This is a genomic window from Streptomyces sp. NPDC001339 (assembly GCF_042895955.1).
Lineage (GTDB): Bacteria > Actinomycetota > Actinomycetes > Streptomycetales > Streptomycetaceae > Streptomyces.
Map to the genome: position 1 here is coordinate 1 of NZ_JBIAWT010000004.1, position 16,767 is coordinate 16,767.

9 protein-coding genes are annotated in these 16,767 nt (G+C 73.6%); 5 read left to right on the forward strand and 4 right to left on the reverse strand.

Annotated features, from left to right (window positions below):
• Nucleotides 1-183: 183 nt before the first annotated feature.
• Complete coding sequence (locus tag ACFY12_RS12215; RefSeq protein WP_390715719.1) at nucleotides 184-744, reverse strand: MarR family winged helix-turn-helix transcriptional regulator; 561 nt, start codon at nucleotides 742-744, stop codon at nucleotides 184-186.
• A gap of 325 nt (nucleotides 745-1,069) precedes the next feature.
• On the opposite strand from ACFY12_RS12215, the gene ACFY12_RS12220 reads away from it, so the two are divergent.
• Nucleotides 1,070-2,374 carry an MFS transporter gene (locus ACFY12_RS12220; protein WP_390716252.1) on the forward strand — a complete coding sequence of 435 codons (1,305 nt, stop codon included), beginning with the start codon at nucleotides 1,070-1,072 and terminating at the stop codon, nucleotides 2,372-2,374.
• 183 nt (nucleotides 2,375-2,557) lie between these two features.
• Here ACFY12_RS12220 and ACFY12_RS12225 read toward each other — a convergent pair whose 3' ends face one another.
• Nucleotides 2,558-4,375, reverse strand: a complete 1,818-nt coding sequence (locus tag ACFY12_RS12225; protein WP_390715720.1) for a SpoIIE family protein phosphatase — start codon at nucleotides 4,373-4,375, stop codon at nucleotides 2,558-2,560.
• A gap of 312 nt (nucleotides 4,376-4,687) precedes the next feature.
• Nucleotides 4,688-6,013 (reverse strand): NAD(P)/FAD-dependent oxidoreductase, encoded by a 1,326-nt coding sequence (locus ACFY12_RS12230; protein ID WP_390716253.1) that lies wholly within the window; start codon nucleotides 6,011-6,013, stop codon nucleotides 4,688-4,690.
• Nucleotides 6,014-6,614: 601 nt separating this feature from the next.
• Here ACFY12_RS12230 and ACFY12_RS12235 point away from each other — a divergent pair.
• Entirely contained in the window at nucleotides 6,615-7,511 is an 897-nt protein-coding gene (locus ACFY12_RS12235; protein WP_390715721.1) for a TetR/AcrR family transcriptional regulator, read from the forward strand.
• Nucleotides 7,512-8,382: 871 nt separating this feature from the next.
• Nucleotides 8,383-10,311 carry a sigma-70 family RNA polymerase sigma factor gene (locus tag ACFY12_RS12240; RefSeq protein WP_390715722.1) on the forward strand — a complete coding sequence of 643 codons (1,929 nt, stop codon included), beginning with the start codon at nucleotides 8,383-8,385 and terminating at the stop codon, nucleotides 10,309-10,311.
• 330 nt (nucleotides 10,312-10,641) lie between these two features.
• Here the strand turns inward: ACFY12_RS12240 and ACFY12_RS12245 are convergent, their stop codons facing one another.
• Nucleotides 10,642-12,756, reverse strand: a complete 2,115-nt coding sequence (locus ACFY12_RS12245; RefSeq protein ID WP_390715723.1) for an asparagine synthase-related protein — start codon at nucleotides 12,754-12,756, stop codon at nucleotides 10,642-10,644.
• 911 nt (nucleotides 12,757-13,667) lie between these two features.
• On the opposite strand from ACFY12_RS12245, the gene ACFY12_RS12250 reads away from it, so the two are divergent.
• The gene (locus tag ACFY12_RS12250; protein ID WP_390715724.1) at nucleotides 13,668-15,116 is read left to right on the forward strand and encodes an MFS transporter; all 1,449 of its coding nucleotides are present in this window, start codon (nucleotides 13,668-13,670) and stop codon (nucleotides 15,114-15,116) included.
• A gap of 347 nt (nucleotides 15,117-15,463) precedes the next feature.
• The gene (gene lhgO / locus ACFY12_RS12255) at nucleotides 15,464-16,675 is read left to right on the forward strand and encodes an L-2-hydroxyglutarate oxidase (protein WP_390715725.1); all 1,212 of its coding nucleotides are present in this window, start codon (nucleotides 15,464-15,466) and stop codon (nucleotides 16,673-16,675) included.
• The last annotated feature ends 92 nt before the right edge of the window (nucleotides 16,676-16,767 follow it).

Sequence of the window (16,767 nt, forward strand, 5' to 3'; positions counted from 1 at the left end):
TAATCGAGCCTCGGTCCGAATTCCGGCATGCCGAAATCGTTCCCGTTGAGGAGTCGTGCAGTAGTGGTGTGCCGCGATGCGGCGGGATGGCTGCCGCAGAACCGTTCCGGCGCTGTGGCAACTCGGAGGACACTACAGACCGGGCGGGAGCGTGTCAACTCCCGTCAGTCAAGGCCGCTTCCGTCAGTCAAGGTCGCTCAGACGTCCGCCGGCGTCCGGCTGGGTCTCCTCGACTCGTCGCAGCAGACGGGACAGCACCTGACCGAGGAGATGACGCTCGTCGTCGGAGAGGTCCTGGAGGAGATCCTCCTCGAAGACCGATGCCATGCGCATCGCCTCCAGCCACTTCTCGCGGCCCTCATGGGTGAGCTCGACGATGACGCGGACGCGGTTGGCCTCGTCGCGCTCGCGCGTGACCAAGCCCTCGCTCGCCATGCGGTCGATGCGGTGGGTCATGGCGGCCGGAGTGAGGCCGAGGCGCTTGGCGAGTTCGCCGGGGCCCATTTGGTAGGGGGCTCCGGAGACGACCAGGGCCTTGAGGACCTCCCATTCGGCGTTGCTCAGGCCGAGGGTGGCGGTCTGCCGCCCGTAGGCGACGTTCATCCGCCGGTTGAGGCGCTGAAGTGCGGAGACGACCTGCTCCACCTGGGGGTCGAGGTCCTGGAACTCGCGCTGGTACGCCGCGATCTGTTCCTCGAGGCTCGGCTCGGCGGGCGCGGTGGCCGCATCGGAGGGCTCAGGCATGCGGCGCAGTATGGCACGGAAACGATTGGCGTTGAAGTTCTTCTGCGTGTAGTCTTTAGTTTCGAAGTTTAGTGTTGAAGTCTTGAGGGTGAGACTGTCCGGCCCGGTGCCGCCTGCCGCAGGCGGCCGTCGCGCGGTTCTCGCCCTGATGCCTGGCTCTGATGCCTGGGCAGCGCGGCGGTTCGTCTTCCTCGTCTGCCCTTCTTGCTTGCTTGTCCTTCTTGCTCGTCCTTCTTGCTTGTCCCTTCGTTTGTCCTCTTCTTCGTTCTTGTCATCCGGCTTGCTCGTTCTTGATCGGCTGACGACCTGACCTAGGTAGGTGAGTGTGACCACCGCGATGGGCGCCGCGCTGCGCCGGATCCAGCTGGGGAACGCGCTGAGCGCGTTCGGCAACGGCTTCACGGTTCCGTATCTGTACGTCTATGTGGCGAAGGTGCGGGATCTTGGCGCGAGTACGGCCGGTGCCGTGTTGGCGATGCTGGCCGTATCCGCGCTCGCCGTCCTGCCGCTGACCGGTCGGGCCATCGACCGACGCGGTCCCCTGCCGGTGGCCATCGTCGGTTCGGTCCTCGCCGCTGTGGGTTCGCTCGGGATCGGGCTGTCCGCCAGTGAGCCGCTGGTCATCGCCGCTGCCGCGGCGCTCGGTGCCGGTATAGCGGTGATCCAGCCGGCGCTGGCGACGATGATCGTGTGGTGCTCGACGACGGTGACCCGGTCGCGGGCCTTCGCCACCCAGTTCTTCCTGAACAACCTGGGCCTGGGCGTCGGCGGTCTGGCGGGCGGACAACTGGTCGACGCGTCGGACGCATCGAGCTTTGTACGGCTGTTCGCCATCGAGGCCGCGATGTTCCTGGTGCTCGGTGTGACGGTGGCGACCGTACGGCTGCCGCGGGTACCCAAGGTCGAGGACCGAGTGCCGGGCGAGGAGCCTGTCGTCGGCGGCTGGCGGACGCTGTTCGCGGACCGGCGCATGATGTGGCTGTGCGTGCTGGGGTTCGTGCTGTTCTTCGCCTGCTACGGGCAGTTCGAGTCGGGGCTGGCGGCGTACGCGACCGAGGTGACACGGATACCGCCGTCGCACCTGGGTATGGCGCTGGCGGCCAATACGGCGGCGATCGTGGCGGCGCAGTTCGTGGTGCTCAGGCTGGTGGAGCGGCGGCGCCGCAGCCGGGTGATGGCGCTGGTCGGGCTCATATGGACGGTGGCGTGGCTGGCGGCCGGGCTGTCCGGGCTGGTGCACGGTGCCCAGGCGGTGGCGACGACGCTGCTGATCTCGACGTACGCGTTGTTCGGGATCGGTGAGTCCCTGCTGTCGCCGACGGTGGCCCCGTTGGTGGCGGATCTGGCACCGTCCTCGCTGATCGGTCAGTACAACTCGGCGTTCGCGCTGGTCAAACAGCTGGCGCTGGCGGTGGGGCCGGCAGTGGGGGCCTTGATGGTCGGCCATGGGATGTACGCGGCGTACATCGGGCTGCTGGTGGTGTGCGCGGTGGGGATCAGCGTGCTGTCGCTCCGGCTGGGGCGGATGCTGCGGCCCGCGCAGGACAATCCGCATCGGGCGGCCGCCGCGGTGCCCGCGGGGCGGGCTTCGGCGGAAACGGCGGCGGAGGCCGTGGCCTGCTCGGTCTGAGCCGGCTGCTCGGTCTGAGCCGGCTGTCAGGACCGGTCGGCCAGGGCCAGAGGTAGCGGCCGGGTGGGTGGCGTTGGCCGCCGGCCCGGCCGCTCGGCTGTTCAGGCCGTCCCGTACCCAGGCTGTCCCGTACCCAGGCCGCCCAGGCCGACCCGTACCCCCCGGCTATGCGCTATCCCCCGGCTATCCGCGTGGCAGTGCGAATTCGCACCACACCGCCTTGCCGCCGCCCGGGGTCCGGCGGGAGCCCCAGGAGGAGGCGATGGTGGCGACGATGGAGATACCGCGGCCGGCCTCGTCGGCCGGTTCGGCGCGGCGGCGCCGCGGAAGGTGCTCGTCGCCGTCGGTGACCTCGATGATCAGGCGGCGGTCGGTGCGGCGCAGACGGAGCCGCATGGGCGGATGACCGTGTTGCAGGGAGTTGGCGACCAGTTCGCTGGCGGCCAGCACACCGAGGTCGTACAGCTCGGGTGAGAAGCGCCAGGAGGCGAGGACGCCCGAGGCGAAGGCGCGGGCGCGTGGGGCCGCTTCGATGCCGCCGTGGAGTTCGAGGGCGGCGTTGTGGAAGAGCTCCGCGTCGTGGCCGGTGCGCTCGGGGTGCTGGAGGACGAGGATGGCGACGTCGTCGTCGTGCGTCGCCGTGATTCCGAGGGAACGCAGCAGGCGGTCGCAGACGATCTCGGGGGCGCCGGCCGCGCCGGCGAAGGCGCGTTCCAGGGCCTCGACGCCCTCGTCGATGTCCTTGTCGCGCCGCTCGACGAGGCCGTCGGTGTAGAGGACGGCGCTGCTGCCGGGGCCCAGCGGGACGGAGCCCGAGGTGTGCAGCCAGCCGCCCGTCCCCAGGGGTGGTCCGGTGGGTTCCTCGGCGCGGTGGACGGTGCCGTCCGGGTCCCGTACGAGGATGGGAAGATGGCCGGCCGAGGCGTAGACCAGGCGGCCCTCGTTGGGGTCGTGGACGGCGTAGACGCAGGTGGCGATCTGGTTGGCGTCGATCTCGGCGGCCAGGCCGTCCAGCAGCTGGAGGACCTCGTGGGGCGGGAGGTCGAGGCGGGCGTAGGCCCGGACGGCGGTGCGCAGCTGGCCCATGACGGCGGCGGCGCGCACGCCGCGGCCCATGACGTCGCCGATGACCAGGGCGGTACGGCCGGCGCCGAGGGTGATGACGTCGTACCAGTCGCCGCCGACCGCGGCGTCCGTGCCACCGGGCTGGTAGGTGGCGGCGACGCGGAGGTCGTCGGGCTGCTCCAGTTCCTGGGGCAGCAGGGAGCGCTGGAGGGTGACCGCGGCCTCGCGCTGGCGGGCCTCGCTGGCGCGCAACCGTTCGGCGGACTCGATCTGGTCGGTGACGTCGGCGCCGAAGACGAGGACGCCCCGGTGCGGTGCGACGCAGGCGACTTCGGGGTCGGGCGCCGGCCCGCTGGCGGCGACCGCGATGGGGGTGCAGGTGAAGGTGTAGTAACCGTCGCGGGAGCGGTCGCCGCCCGCGCCGCCGGGGACCTTGCGGGACTTGACGGTGCGGGGCCTACCGCTGCGCAGGACCTGGTCCATCAGGGGAAGCAGGCCGAGGGTGTCGAGTTCGGGGAGGGCTTCGCGGGCGGTCTGGCCGGCCGGGCGGGGGCCGAAGACCGCGGCGTAGGCGCCGTTGACGTAGGCGAGGCGGTGTTCGGGACCGTAGAGGACGGCCACGAGGGCGGGGATGGTGCCGAGGATGTCGTGGACGGAGAGGGCGTCGACGGTGGGCGGCAGCGCCTCGGGGGTGGGGCCCTGGGAGGGGGCCGCCTCGGTGTGCTCGGCGCGGGCGGCGGGGACGGAGCCGGTGGTGGCGTCCGTCGGGGCGGTCGGCGTGTCGTCCGCCGCGGCGGGTGTGCCGCCGGGCGCCGGGGGCTCGTCGGGCGGGGTGGCCGACGAGCCGGGGGCGGGGCGGGCGGCGGCGCGGTCGGACCGTGCGGCGGCGCGCCGCTGTGTGCCGGGGAACTTGGCGCTCCAGCGCGTGAAGATCACGGAGGGGTACCTCTTACTTCGCGTCGTCGCGCGGGATCGGGCCGTCGGCATGGCGGGACCTCCCGGCCAGGGGCCGGGGAAGGGTCGGCTGGGGGCGCTGTCGGCGCCCTTTTGCGGAATGCAGCAAACGTCCAGAATCCTCGTGATTGTCACTCTTTGCAGATACGAGCCCACCCATGGTCACACGTCCAGTGTGGCCGACCGGAGGGACATCCGTCAGTCGGCCGGTGGCCGGTGCGGGGTTCCACGGGCCGCTCCCTCCGGCCGCCACCGGGCCGACGGCACGTCAACTCCCCTGGTGAGCGGGGCGCGTCAGGTGGACTCGTAGTGCCGGCCGGTGTCCGCGGCGAGTTCGAACTCGGCGCGTGGGTTCTCCAGTGAGCCGAGCGAGACGATCTCACGTTTGAACAGGCCCGCGAGGGTCCACTCGGCCAGCACCCGGGCCTTGCGGTTGAAGGTCGGCAGCCGGCCCAGGTGGTACACGCGGTGCATCAGCCAGGCCGGGTAGCCCCGCAGCTTGCGCCCGTAGACATGGGCGACGCCCTTGTGCAGGCCGAGGGAGGCCACCGAACCGGCGTATTTGTACGCGTAGTCCACGATCGGGCCACCGCGAACCGCCGCCGCGACGTTCTCGGCGAGCACTCTGGCCTGGCGCAGGGCGTGCTGTGCGTTGGGCGCGCAGGTCGGGTGGGGCTCGTCGGGTGTGGCGGGCGGCTCGGCCGTCAGGTCGGGTACGGCCGCCGCGTCGCCCGCGGACCAGGCGTGTTCGACGCCGTCCACCTGGAGCGTGGCGGCACACTTGAGGCGGCCACGGCCGTTCAGCGGCAACTTGGTGGCGGCCAGGACGGGGTGGGGTTTGACGCCGGCGGTCCACACCAGGGTCCTGGTGGGGAAGCGGGAGCCGTCGCTCAGCACCGCGATGCGGTTCTCGCAGGACTCCAGGCGGGTCTCCAGGCGTACGTCGATATTGCGGCCGCGCAGCTCCCGGATGGCGTAGCGCCCCATCTCGGGGCCCACTTCGGGCAGGATCCGGTCGGTGGCCTCGACCAGGATCCACTTCATGTCCTCGGGCGTGATGTTGTGGTAGTAGCGCACGGCGTAGCGAGCCATGTCCTCCAGTTCGGCCAGTGCTTCCACGCCCGCGTAGCCGCCGCCGACGAAGACGAAGGTCAGCGCGGCGTCGCGGATTTCCGGGTCGCGGGTGGAGGAGGCGATGTCGAGCTGTCCGAGGACGTGGTTGCGCAGTCCGATGGCCTCTTCGACGGTCTTGAAGCCGATGCCGACGTCGGCCAGGCCGGGCACGGGCAGGGTGCGCGAGACCGAGCCCGGGGCCAGGACGATCTCGTCGTAGGCCACCTCGAGGGCGCCCTCGCCGGCCTCCTCCGCGGCCAGAGTGGCGATCGTCGCCCGGCGGGCGGCGTGGTCGACGGCGGTGACCTCGCCGACGACGACGGTGCACTCCGTCAGGACCCGGCGCAGCGGTACGACGACGTGGCGCGGGGAGATGGAGCCGGCCGCGGCCTCGGGCAGGAACGGCTGGTACGTCATGTACGGATCGGGGTCGACCACGATGACCTGGGCGGTGCCCTGCCGTAGCTCCTTCTTCAGCTTCTGCTGGAGGCGCAGGGCGGTGTTCATCCCCACGTAGCCGCCGCCGACGATGAGGATGCTCGCCACGTGGTCCGGTTCGTCCGATGTCGAGGACGACGACGAAGACGGCGTTGGCGACGGTGGCGGTGGCGGTGGCGGTGGCGGCGACGGTGGCGAAGTCTTCGACGACTTCGAAGACACAGCCTTCACAGAGGTTCTCCTCGCGGTGTCGACCAGGCCCGGGCGGCAGCGATCCGGTGACCGGCCGGCGGCGCGGCACCGGCCTCGGGCACTGCGCCCCGGGAAAGCACAGCACTGTTCCATGACGCACCGCCGTGGCTCCTTTGTCCACAGGCCCATCGAAATGTATGACCAGGCGCCGCCCTGGGGACAGAGCGGCGAATTCCGCGCGTTCGGGGACAGGTGCGCTGGTCAGAGGGTGTGTGGACAGTGGCGGGAATGCGCCTGATGTGGCCGGATCAGGCCATTGGGCCGATCGGGGGGTGCGGTCCGCGGACGGCCCCCTTCAATCTTGACGTGGGCTCAACTATGTTCGTATGTCGTCGAGGTGCACCTCCTTTCGGCGGTACGCCCCGACTGTCAGGGCGGGGAGTCTCCGGGGGGAGACGTCATTTACCGGGGGATCTATATGCATATGCAGGGCTCTCAATGGCCGACGGCCGTGGCTGTGGCAGCTCACGTCGCCGACGACGGCAAGGGCACCAGCGGGAACGGCAGCGGGAGCGGGAACGGCCGCACCGACGCGGGCGGCGGCACCAGCGCCGACCTGGCCTCGGGCGGCCGGAGCACTCCGCTCCGGGTGGATGCCCAGCGCAATCTGGAGCACGTGCTGCGGGCCGCTCGCGAGGTGTTCGGCGAGCTGGGGTACGGCGCACCGATGGAGGACGTGGCGCGGCGGGCCCGGGTCGGTGTCGGCACGGTCTACCGCCGGTTCCCGAGCAAGGACGTCCTGGTCCGGCGGATAGCCGAGGAGGAGACCGCACGGCTGACGGACCAGGCGCGTACGGCGCTGGGCCAGGAGGACGACCCGTGGTCGGCGCTCTCGTGCTTCCTGCGGACGTCGGTCGCCTCGGGTGCCGGCCGGCTGCTGCCACCGGGCATCCTGCGGGTGAGTGCGGACACCGGCCGGCCCGGGCCGGCAACGGCGGAGGCCGCGGACGGGTCGCGGATACCGGACGGCCTGGGCGAGGCGCGGGTGCCGCAGCAGCGGATGGCGCCCGGCGCGGCGGGGACGCTCACCGATCCGCGCCCGGCGGTTCGGCGTGACGGGCCGGCGGCCGCCGAGGGGACATCGGGCGGGGCCGAGGAGGCACCCGGCGCCGGGGCACTGCTGGAGGTCGTGGGACGGCTGGTGGACCGGGCCAGGGCGGCCGGTGAGCTGCGCGCCGATGTGACGGTCTCCGACGTGCTGTTGGTGATCGCCACGGGTGCGCCCGCGCTGCCCGACGCCGCGCAGCAGCAGGCGGCGTCCGCGCGGCTGCTGGAGATCCTTCTGGAGGGGCTGCGCTCGCGCCCCGTGCGGTGACGTTCCGGCTCCGGGGCGGCGGCTGGCAGGTCGCGGGCTGCGTTCGCGCCCCGTGCGGTGACATCCGCCGGCCGGCTCGGTCCGGGCGGATCCGGCCGCCGGGTCCGCTCCGGCCGCCGGGTCCGCCGCCGGGCAGGGCGGCCCGGTGGGGTGGGGCGGCCCGGTGGGGTGTGGCCTGCGGGGCGTTGTCCGACGGGGTGTGGCCTGCGGGGTGGGGATGGGTGGGCGGCGCGTACGGTTCCGGTGCTCCTCGGGGAGGGAGGAGGGAGGAGGGGTGTCGTGGGGAGGGACGTCGCGGATCCCAAAGCGATGCGGCCCGTACGGATACCGCATGAGGTATGGCCTGTTTGTGCTGTATGGCCCGTACGGGTGAATGCCCGCGCGGCCGTGCGCGTACCCGCCCCGGATGAGTGGTTGCCCCACCGGACGCTGAAGCGCCGGGATCCGATGTGGCACGCTGGCGCGGTGTTCCGGTGTGACGGCGGTTTCGGGGGCCTCGGCGATGAGTGGTGACGGGCGGGACGAGCGACGCGGTACCGGCGCCGGGGTGGGCGGGAGCGAGACCGCACCGCGCCGGGGCAGGGGCGAGACCGCAGCGCACCGGCAGGTACCTGACCAAGCCGGGCCACAAGCGCCGGGCCAGGCCGGGCCGCAGGGGCCGGGCCAAGCCGGGCCGCAGGGGCCCGCGTCGGAAGATCCGTCGGCTGCCCGGAGTGCGGGCCCCGCGTCCGGCGGGCCGGCCTCGGGAGACGACCAGGCAGGCGTGCCCGCCTCAGGGGACGGCCAGGCAGGCGGGCCTGCCTCGGGGGGCGACCAGGCAGGCGGTCCGGGGGGCGACCGGGCCGGTGCCCCGGCGGGCGATGCCCCGAGTGTGCCGCCGCAGCGTGAGCGCGGCCGCGGGCCGGCCCCGGCAGTCGATGCCAGCGAGGGGGAGCTGAGGGAACTCCCGCCCTCTGACGCCGAGTTGATCGCCGCCATGCGGGCCGGAGACGACAGCGCGTACGAGGAGCTGTACCGCAGGCACGCCGCGGCGGTCCGGCGCCATGCCCGTAACTGCTGCCGGGACGTGCACACAGCGGAGGACCTGACCGGTGAGGTCTTCGCCCGTACGCTGCAGGCGGTGCGCGGCGGCGCGGGCCCGGACACGGCCGTCCGCGCCTATCTGCTGACGGCCGTCCGCCGGGTCGCCGCGTCCTGGGCGAAGACCGCGCGGCGGGAGCAGTTGGTCGAGGATTTCGCGGTGTTCGCGGTATCCGCGGCCGGTGCGGCGAGGGACGACGACACGCAGGATCCGGGCGCTGACGTACGCGCCATGCACGACGCCGAGCAGTCGATGGCCGTGCAGGCGTTCCGCAGCCTGCCGGAGCGCTATCAGACGGTGCTGTGGCACACGACGGTCGAGGAGGAGTCGCCGAGCGAGGTCGCCCCGCTGCTCGGGCTGACCGCGAACGCCACCGCGGTGCTGGCGCACCGTGCCCGGGAGGGCCTGCGGCAGGCGTATCTGCAGGCCCATGTCAGCCAGTCGCTGACCGCCGGCGGGGACTGCGCCCGATACGCCGACCGGCTCGGCGCGTACACCCGTGGCGGGCTGCGGATCCGGGCCGAGCGGGGGCTGCGCAAGCATCTGGAGCGGTGCGCCCGGTGCCGACTGGCCGCGCTGGAGGTCGAGGACGTCAATCAGCGGATCGGCGCGCTGCTGCCGGTCGCGGTCGTCGGCTGGCTCGCCGCCGGGTACGCCGTCAAGGCGGCGGTGGCGGGTGCCGCGGGCGCGGGCGCCGCGGCTGGTGCGGCTTCCGCTTCGGCCTCGGCCTCGGCCTCGGCTTCGGCTTCGGCTTCGGCTTCCGCTACGGCTACGACCGCTGGAGCTGGAGCTGGAGCGGGCGGTGGCTCCGGGGCGGCGGGCGGAGCCGGTGGTACCGCGGTGAGCCAAGGCCTCGGCACGGCGGTGAAGGTCGGCATCGGGGTAGGGGCCGCGGTGGTGGCGGGAACGGCGCTGGCGCTGGCGCTCACCGGCAGCCCGGCGCCCGCGCCGAAGGCTCAGGCCGAGCCGCCCCGGCCGGCCCCGGCCGTACCGCGGAAGCCGTCCCCGGGGCCGGCAAAGCCACTGCCGCCGGCGTCCGGCGCCGCACCGGCCCCGGCACAGCGGACGGGTCCCGCGCAGCCCCCCGAGTCGATGCCGACGCCGATGCCCATGCCCGCGCCGGCCTCGCCGAAGCCGCCGCTCACCCTGGCCCCGACGCCACCCGCGTCAGCGCCCGCAACGCCACCGACATCACCCACACCCACCCCCGCTCCCACGCCCACACCCACCTCGACGCCCACGCCCACGCCGCCCGGGCCCTCCCCGAAGCCACCGCTGCCCGCGCCGACGCCGTATCAGGTCAATGCGCTCGCCCATGACGTCTGGGGCGACGGCAGCAAGCCCGAGGTGCGTACCCTCGGCAGCGGATGGCTGTGGCGACGGCCGTCGGCCGAGATCGCCGGCACGACGTATCCGAACAGCGTGAGCATGCATGCGCCGTCCTCGGTGACCATCGACCTCAACCGCCAGTGCACCGCGTACGACGCCGTCGTGGGCGTCGACGATCTCAGCCTGGGGCTGGGGGCGCTGCGCTTCGCCGTCTACGGGGACGGGGAGCGGCTGTGGCACTCGAAGGTGGTGCGCGGCGCGGAGCAGGGGGTTCCGGTGCATGTCCCGCTGACGGGCCGTAAGACGCTGCGGCTCGTCGTCGAGCCGGTGTCGCCCCTCGATGTGGTGGCCGTCGGCGACTGGGCGCGGGCACAGATCAGCTGTCGCTGACAAGATCGGCGGGCGGAGCCGACGCCAGGGCCGGCCCGAGGCCGGGCAGGGGCAGGGCCGAGACCGGGCAGGGGCCAGGACCGGGGCAGGGGCCGGGGTGGGACCGAGGCTCGTTCAGGACCGGCGCTCGGGGGCGCGGTGCGCGTATCTCGATGGCCTCGGCGAGCAGGCGGCGTGTGTCCTCGGCGTGCAGTGCCTCATGTGCGCCGTCGCACGCGCTGTTCAGCTCGTCGCACAGCACGGCGGCCGTGCGACGAGCTGTGCGACGAGCTGAACAGCAGGCCGGAATCCTGGCCTCGGGCAAAGCCCGGGAGGAGCACGGCCGGCCCCTCACGACAACCGCGCACGCGGCACCACTCCCCCGGCGACCGCCCGCTGCCGCGGCGCCTCCGCCCCCGTCCAGCACGTCCCCCGTCGCGCCACCAGCCGCCGCAGCCACAGTTCCGTGGAGACCAGCTCCGCCAGCCCGTCCAGCGGCAGCCCGGCCCCCTCCGCCGCGGCCCGCAGCGCCGTACGGACCACCCGTGCCTCGATCAGCCCGGCGTCGGCCAGCAGCGGCGCGTCGAAGAGCCGCACCAGGTCGCCGATGGCGCTGCGCAGCCCGGTGCGTACCGCCGCGGCCTGGGGGTGATGCGAGGTGGCGCCCCATCCGGGCGGGAGGTCCCGTACGCCCGCGCCGGCCAGTACGGAGCGCAGCACGGCGGCCCGCGCCCCGGGCTGCACCCGGAGGGTGTCCGGCAGGGCTCGGCAGGCGAGCACCACCTGGTTGTCGAGGAACGGGGCGTGCAGCCGCTGGTTGCGCACCTCGGCGGCCTGCTCGAAGACGCGGTGGTCGGCGGCCTGGCGGGCCAGTGCCGCGCGGGCCCGCCGCTCCCCCGGGCGGCCGGCGGCGGGCGAGCGGGTCGCCGCCTCGCTGAGCCGAACCGATACTTCGGCGAGCGCCTCGCCCGTGAGCCAGCGGGCCGCGGGCCCCGGCCGGCACCAGGCGAGCGCGGCCAGCGAGGCGTCCACGGCCCCGCCCGCCACCGGCTCGTCGGCGAACTCCCGCTCCAGCAGGCGGCGTGCCGCGTCGGCGATACCGTCCGGGTACGGCGTACGGGCGAGCCTGCGGGCCGCGCGGTACACGGTGAAGGGCACCAGGACCGAGTGGGCGGAGGGGCCGTCGGCCTTGGCCAACGCGGTGACCGGGCGCAGCAGATGGCGTCGGCGACGGTCCATGAGGAGGTCGGCGAGCCGGGCCGGGTGGGCGTCGAGGACCTGGCGGGCACCGTGCCCGACGAGGTGGTCCGCACTGCCGGCCAGCAGCCTGCGGCGGTGGCGGCTCGCGGTGACGAGGGCGGGCCCCGGCTCGTCCGTGAGCGGGCCGCTTTCGAGGTCCGCGTACGGGAGGGCCTCCTCGCCGGCCGCGACGACGATGTGGTGCAGCCGCGGGTTGTCGGCGATGCTGCGGGCGCGCTCCAGTTCGGCGTCCCGGTGGGCCTGACCTCCTTGGGTGGCACGGTCGTTGAAGGTGACGGCCAGGAGGCGCTCACCGTGGCCGCCCAGCCTTCCGGGGCGGCCGGGGAGGCCGGCGGCCAGAAGGGCGAGGGTTCCCGAGGCGCTGCCCCCGGAGAGGTCGGCACCGATACCGGAGGCCGGTCCGCCGCGTGCGGCGCGCCGCTCGGCGGGGCCCATTCCGGGCACCGGGCCGGGGTCGAGCCCGTCGAGGCCGTCCGGGTCGACGGCGTGCCGCGGGGCGGCCAGCCGGGCCCGTACGGCGTCGAGCAGCGCATCGCGGACGCCGTCCACCGCCTGTTCCGGGGCGAGTTGGGGCGCGGCGACGGCGAGCGACGCGGTGGGCTCGTAGGAGGTGATGTCGCGGGCGCCGCCGCGCAGCACCAGGGCGTGGCCGGGCGGAATGCGGCGGACGCCTTCGTACGGTGTGCCGTCGCCGAGGGCCTCGGGGGCGTCCGGGCAGGCCAGCAGCGCGGCCAGGTGGCCGATGTCGAGGCCGGCCTCGGTCAGGTCGGCGAGCGGGAGGGCCGCGGTGGCGTAAGCGGTGCCGCCGGCCCAGGGGGTGTGGAAGACGGGGCGGGCGCCGGCCAGGTCTCCGGTGACGGTGATCCGCCGTCCTACCTGGACGACGGCGGTGTAGCCGCCGGGCCAGGCGGTGAGGTGACGCAGCGCGCCTCCACGGGCCGCGAGCAGGCCCACCCGCAGTTGGTCGTCGGTGGCCCCGCAGACGCCGAACACGGCGAGCCGGGTCTCGGGATCGGCCTGGACGACACGGACCTCGTCCGGCCGCCAGTCGCCGACCGCCCACAGCGGATCCGGGCCGTCCCAGAGGAGTTGGGCGCCTACGGGGAGCACGGTGCGCGCCTCCGCGCCTACCGGTCCCGCGGAGGGCGCACCCATGGCGGCGGGCGCCCCCGTGGCGGCACTGCTCCACCCCACCAACCAGCGCATTGCCGCCTCCACCCGATTCCCCGCGCCCGTTCATCGGGGCCAACGGCCGCCCCGTGCAACGGATTACCAAGCTGTCGCCATGCTGTCGCCACGCTGTCGTCAAGCTCTTGCGACGCCCATGCTGCCATGCCGACGGCGCGGGGGAAGTGCTGGAGCGGGCCCGTAATACGGGCAGTTCACGGTGTGACCGTGGACAAGGGGCAGGGAGAAGGAGCAGGGAGAAGGAGAGGGAAGGGAGAGGCAAGGGAGAGGGAAACGCAGAAGGCGGAGGGGCAACGCGATGCCGATGCGCCGGCCCCTCGGCCCCGTGTGGCCCCCCGTGTGGCCCCCCGTGTGGCCCCCGGGAAGGCTGCAGGCGACGACCGCGGGCGACGGCTCCGGACGATGGCTACGAAGGATGGCTACGAAGGATGGCTACGAGAGATGGCTACGAGGGATGACCGCGGACAATAGCCGCGAGCAATGACCGCGGCGCGATTGCAGCACCCACCGTTTTTCGGCCAAAGTGCCTTCTGCACCTCACAGTTGACACATCCGTACACCACGTCCACCAATGGCGCGACCGGCACCGGTCGACGCGCGCGACGGTCCGGGAAGCGGGCTGCGCCCCCCGGACCGGACCGCCACCCGCGGGGAATGAGGTGACGGTGTCCCCCAGCCCACTGGATCCAGTGCAGCGGGCCGACCCACGCAACAGCCATGGAAGCGCTCGGGGTGGCGGGCGGCCAGCGCGCACGGAAGGGCGCACGGGCACACGTACCCGGAGCACATGCCAACTCCCGCACCCCTGTTTGAACATGAATCTCGCCATCCGGGACACCGGCCCTTAACGGTCGGGATCCGGCGAACTACTCTGGGTGGACGCATGCCCCGGGGTAGCGGGGCGGCTATCGCTGGTTCGAGGGGTGCGCATGTCCAGGGATATACGCGGGCCGAACGAGAAGCTCGGCACGGTTCTCGCCCTCGCGGGTATCAGCAATGCCGGACTGGCACGCCGGGTCAACGACCTCGGTGCGCAGCGCGGACTGACACTTCGCTATGACAAGACATCGGTGGCGCGATGGGTCTCGAAGGGCATGGTGCCCCAGGGCGCCGCGCCCCATCTGATCGCGTCCGCAATCGGCAGCAAGCTGGGCCGACCGGTGCCGCTGCACGAGATCGGGCTGGCCGACGTGGACCCGGCTCCCGAGGTCGGCCTGGCCTTCCCCCGCGATGTGGGCGCGGCGGTGCGCTCGGCGACCGAGCTCTACCGTCTCGATCTGGCCGGGCGGCGGGCCGGCAGCGGCGGCATCTGGCAGAGCCTGGCCGGATCCTTCGCCGTCACCGCCTACGCCACTCCCGCCTCGCGCTGGCTGATATCCCCGGCCGACAGTTCGGTGGCACGGGAGGCGCCAGAGGCGCGGGAGAAGGACGCCGCGGCGGCCGGTGACGCCGGGAGTCCGCAGCACGTGGGCCACAGCGACGTCAGCAAGCTGCGCGAGGCCGCCGAGGACGCGCGTCGCTGGGACTCCAAGTACGGTGGCGGGGACTGGCGTTCGTCCATGGTGCCGGAGTGCCTCCGGGTGGACGCGGCGCCGCTGCTGCTCGCCTCGTACAGCGACGAGGTAGGCCGGGCGCTCTTCGGGGCGACCTCCGAACTCACCCGGCTCGCGGGGTGGATGGCCTTCGACACCGGCCAGCAGGAGGCGGCACAGCGCTACTACATCCAGGCGCTGCGGCTCGCCCGGGCGGCCGCCGACGTCCCCCTGGGCGGGTACGTCCTGGCGTCGATGTCCCTCCAGGCGACCTACCGCGGCTTCGCCGACGAGGGCGTCGATCTCGCGCAGGCGGCCCTGGAACGCAACCGCGGTCTGGCCACCGCCCGCACCATGAGCTTCTTCCGCCTGGTGGAGGCGCGGGCGCAGGCCAAGGCCGGGGAGGCGCGCGCCTGCGAGGTGGCGCTGAAGGCCTCCGAGGGCTGGCTGGAGCGCTCCCGCAGCGGCGACCCCGACCCGTCGTGGCTGGACTTCTACTCGTACGAACGCTTCGCCGCCGACGCCGCCGAGTGCTACCGGGACCTGCGGCTGCCGCGTCAGGTGCGCCGCTTCACCGAGCAGGCGCTCTCCCGCCCCACGGAGGAGTTCGTACGCTCCCACGGGCTGCGCCTGGTGGTGTCCGCGGTGGCCGAACTGGAGTCCGGCAACCTGGACGCGGCCTGCGCGGCGGGCACCCGGGCGGTCGAGGTGGCGGGGCGGATCTCCTCGGCCCGTACGACGGAGTACGTCCGCGATCTGCTGCACCGCCTGGAGCCCTATGGCGATGAGCCCCGGGTGGTGGAGCTGCGGGAACGGGCGAGACCGCTGCTGGCGGCGCCGGCGTAGACGGACGGGTGCCGGGCGGGCGCCGGCGTAGACGGGCGGGCGCCGGCTAGGGCAGGCATCGGTTTCGAAAGGCGGGTGCGCGGGTTCCGAAGGGCGGGTGCGGGTTCCGAAGGGCGGGTGCGGGTTCCGAAGGGCGGGTGCGGGTTCCGAAGGGCGGGCGGGGCGTTCGCGTCCCCAGCGGGTGGCCCCCCACCCCGGCTGGCCCTCGCCCCGGCCGGCCCTCGCCCCGGTCGGCCCTCGCCGCACTGCACTGTCAGTGGTGCCCGTCATGATGGGGTACGTCGTCGGTGAGGGTGCGCGGATCCGCGGCGAGGGGCGGACCTGCGGCTATGCGGTTGGGAGGTGCAGTGGCGGCGTACGACTGCGATGTGCTGGTGATCGGTGCCGGCATCATCGGGCTCTCCACGGCCCATGCGATCACGCGGGCCGCGCCGGGCACGCGCGTGGTGGTCCTGGAGAAGGAGCCCGGTCCGGCCCGCCATCAGACCGGGCGGAACAGCGGGGTGATCCACAGCGGCATCTACTACCCACCCGGCTCGCTCAAGGCCCGCTTCGCTCTCCAGGGCTCGGCGGAAATGGTGAAGTTCTGCGCCGAGCACGACATCCCGCACGAGGTCACCGGCAAGCTGATCGTCGCCACCGACCGCAGCGAACTCCCCCGGCTGCACGGTCTGATCCAGCGCGGCCGGGAGCATGGCCTTCCGGTGCGTGAGCTGGGCCCCGCCCAGATAGCCGAGTACGAACCCGAGGTGCGCGGCCTGGCCGCCATCCACGTCGGCACCACCGGCATCTGCGACTTCGCCGCGGTCGCCCGCCGGTACGGCCGGCTGGCACAGGACGCCGGCGCCCGGATCGTCTACGGCGCCGAGGTGACGGTGATCGGCCGCCGCCCCGGCCGGGTCGCGGTCCGTACGGCCGACGGCACGGTCCACCGCGCCCGCGCCCTGGTCAACTGCGCCGGTCTGCACTGCGACCGGATCGCCCGGCTGGCCGGCGACAACCCGGGCATGCGGATCGTCCCGTTCCGCGGCGAGTACTACACCCTCGCTCCGGAGCGCGCCGCCCTCGTCCGCGGCCTGGTCTACCCCGTCCCCGACCCGGCCTTCCCCTTCCTGGGCGTCCATCTGACCCGCGGTATCGACGGCGCCGTCCACATCGGCCCCAACGCCGTCCCCGCCCTGGCCCGCGAGGGCTACGACTGGCGCACGATCCGCCCCACCGAGCTCGCCGGCACCCTCGCCTTCCCCGGCTCCTGGCGGATAGCCCGCCGCCACTGGCGCTACGGCGCCGGCGAACTCCACCGCTCCCTGTCCCGGCGCGCCTTCACCGACGCGGTCCGCCGCCTCCTCCCGGCCGCCCGCGAGGAGGACCTGATCCCCTCCCCGGCCGGCGTCCGGGCCCAGGCCGTCCTGCCCGACGGCACCCTCGTCGACGACTTCCTCTTCGCCGAGACCCCCGGCATGATCCACGTCCTCAACGCCCCGTCCCCGGCAGCCACGGCGTCACTGCCCATCGGCCGGGAGGTGGCACGGCGGGTGCTGGGGGTGGTGGGGCGGTGAGGGGGTGAGGGGGTGAGGGGGGATGCGGGTGACAGGGTGATGGGGGTGCTGGGGGGGGTGCTGGGGCCGGGCCGCATATGACAGAACAGAAG

Excerpts from the sequence above, each read along its gene's own strand:
- ACFY12_RS12250 (WP_390715724.1), top strand. The coding sequence starts at position 13,668 with ATGTCCAGGGATATACGCGGGCCGAACGAGAAGCTCGGCACGGTTCTC.
- ACFY12_RS12245 (WP_390715723.1), bottom strand. The coding sequence starts at position 12,756 with ATGCGCTGGTTGGTGGGGTGGAGCAGTGCCGCCACGGGGGCGCCCGCC.
- ACFY12_RS12230 (WP_390716253.1), bottom strand. The coding sequence starts at position 6,013 with ATGAACACCGCCCTGCGCCTCCAGCAGAAGCTGAAGAAGGAGCTACGG.
- ACFY12_RS12235 (WP_390715721.1), top strand. The coding sequence starts at position 6,615 with ATGCATATGCAGGGCTCTCAATGGCCGACGGCCGTGGCTGTGGCAGCT.
- ACFY12_RS12215 (WP_390715719.1), bottom strand. The coding sequence starts at position 744 with ATGCCTGAGCCCTCCGATGCGGCCACCGCGCCCGCCGAGCCGAGCCTC.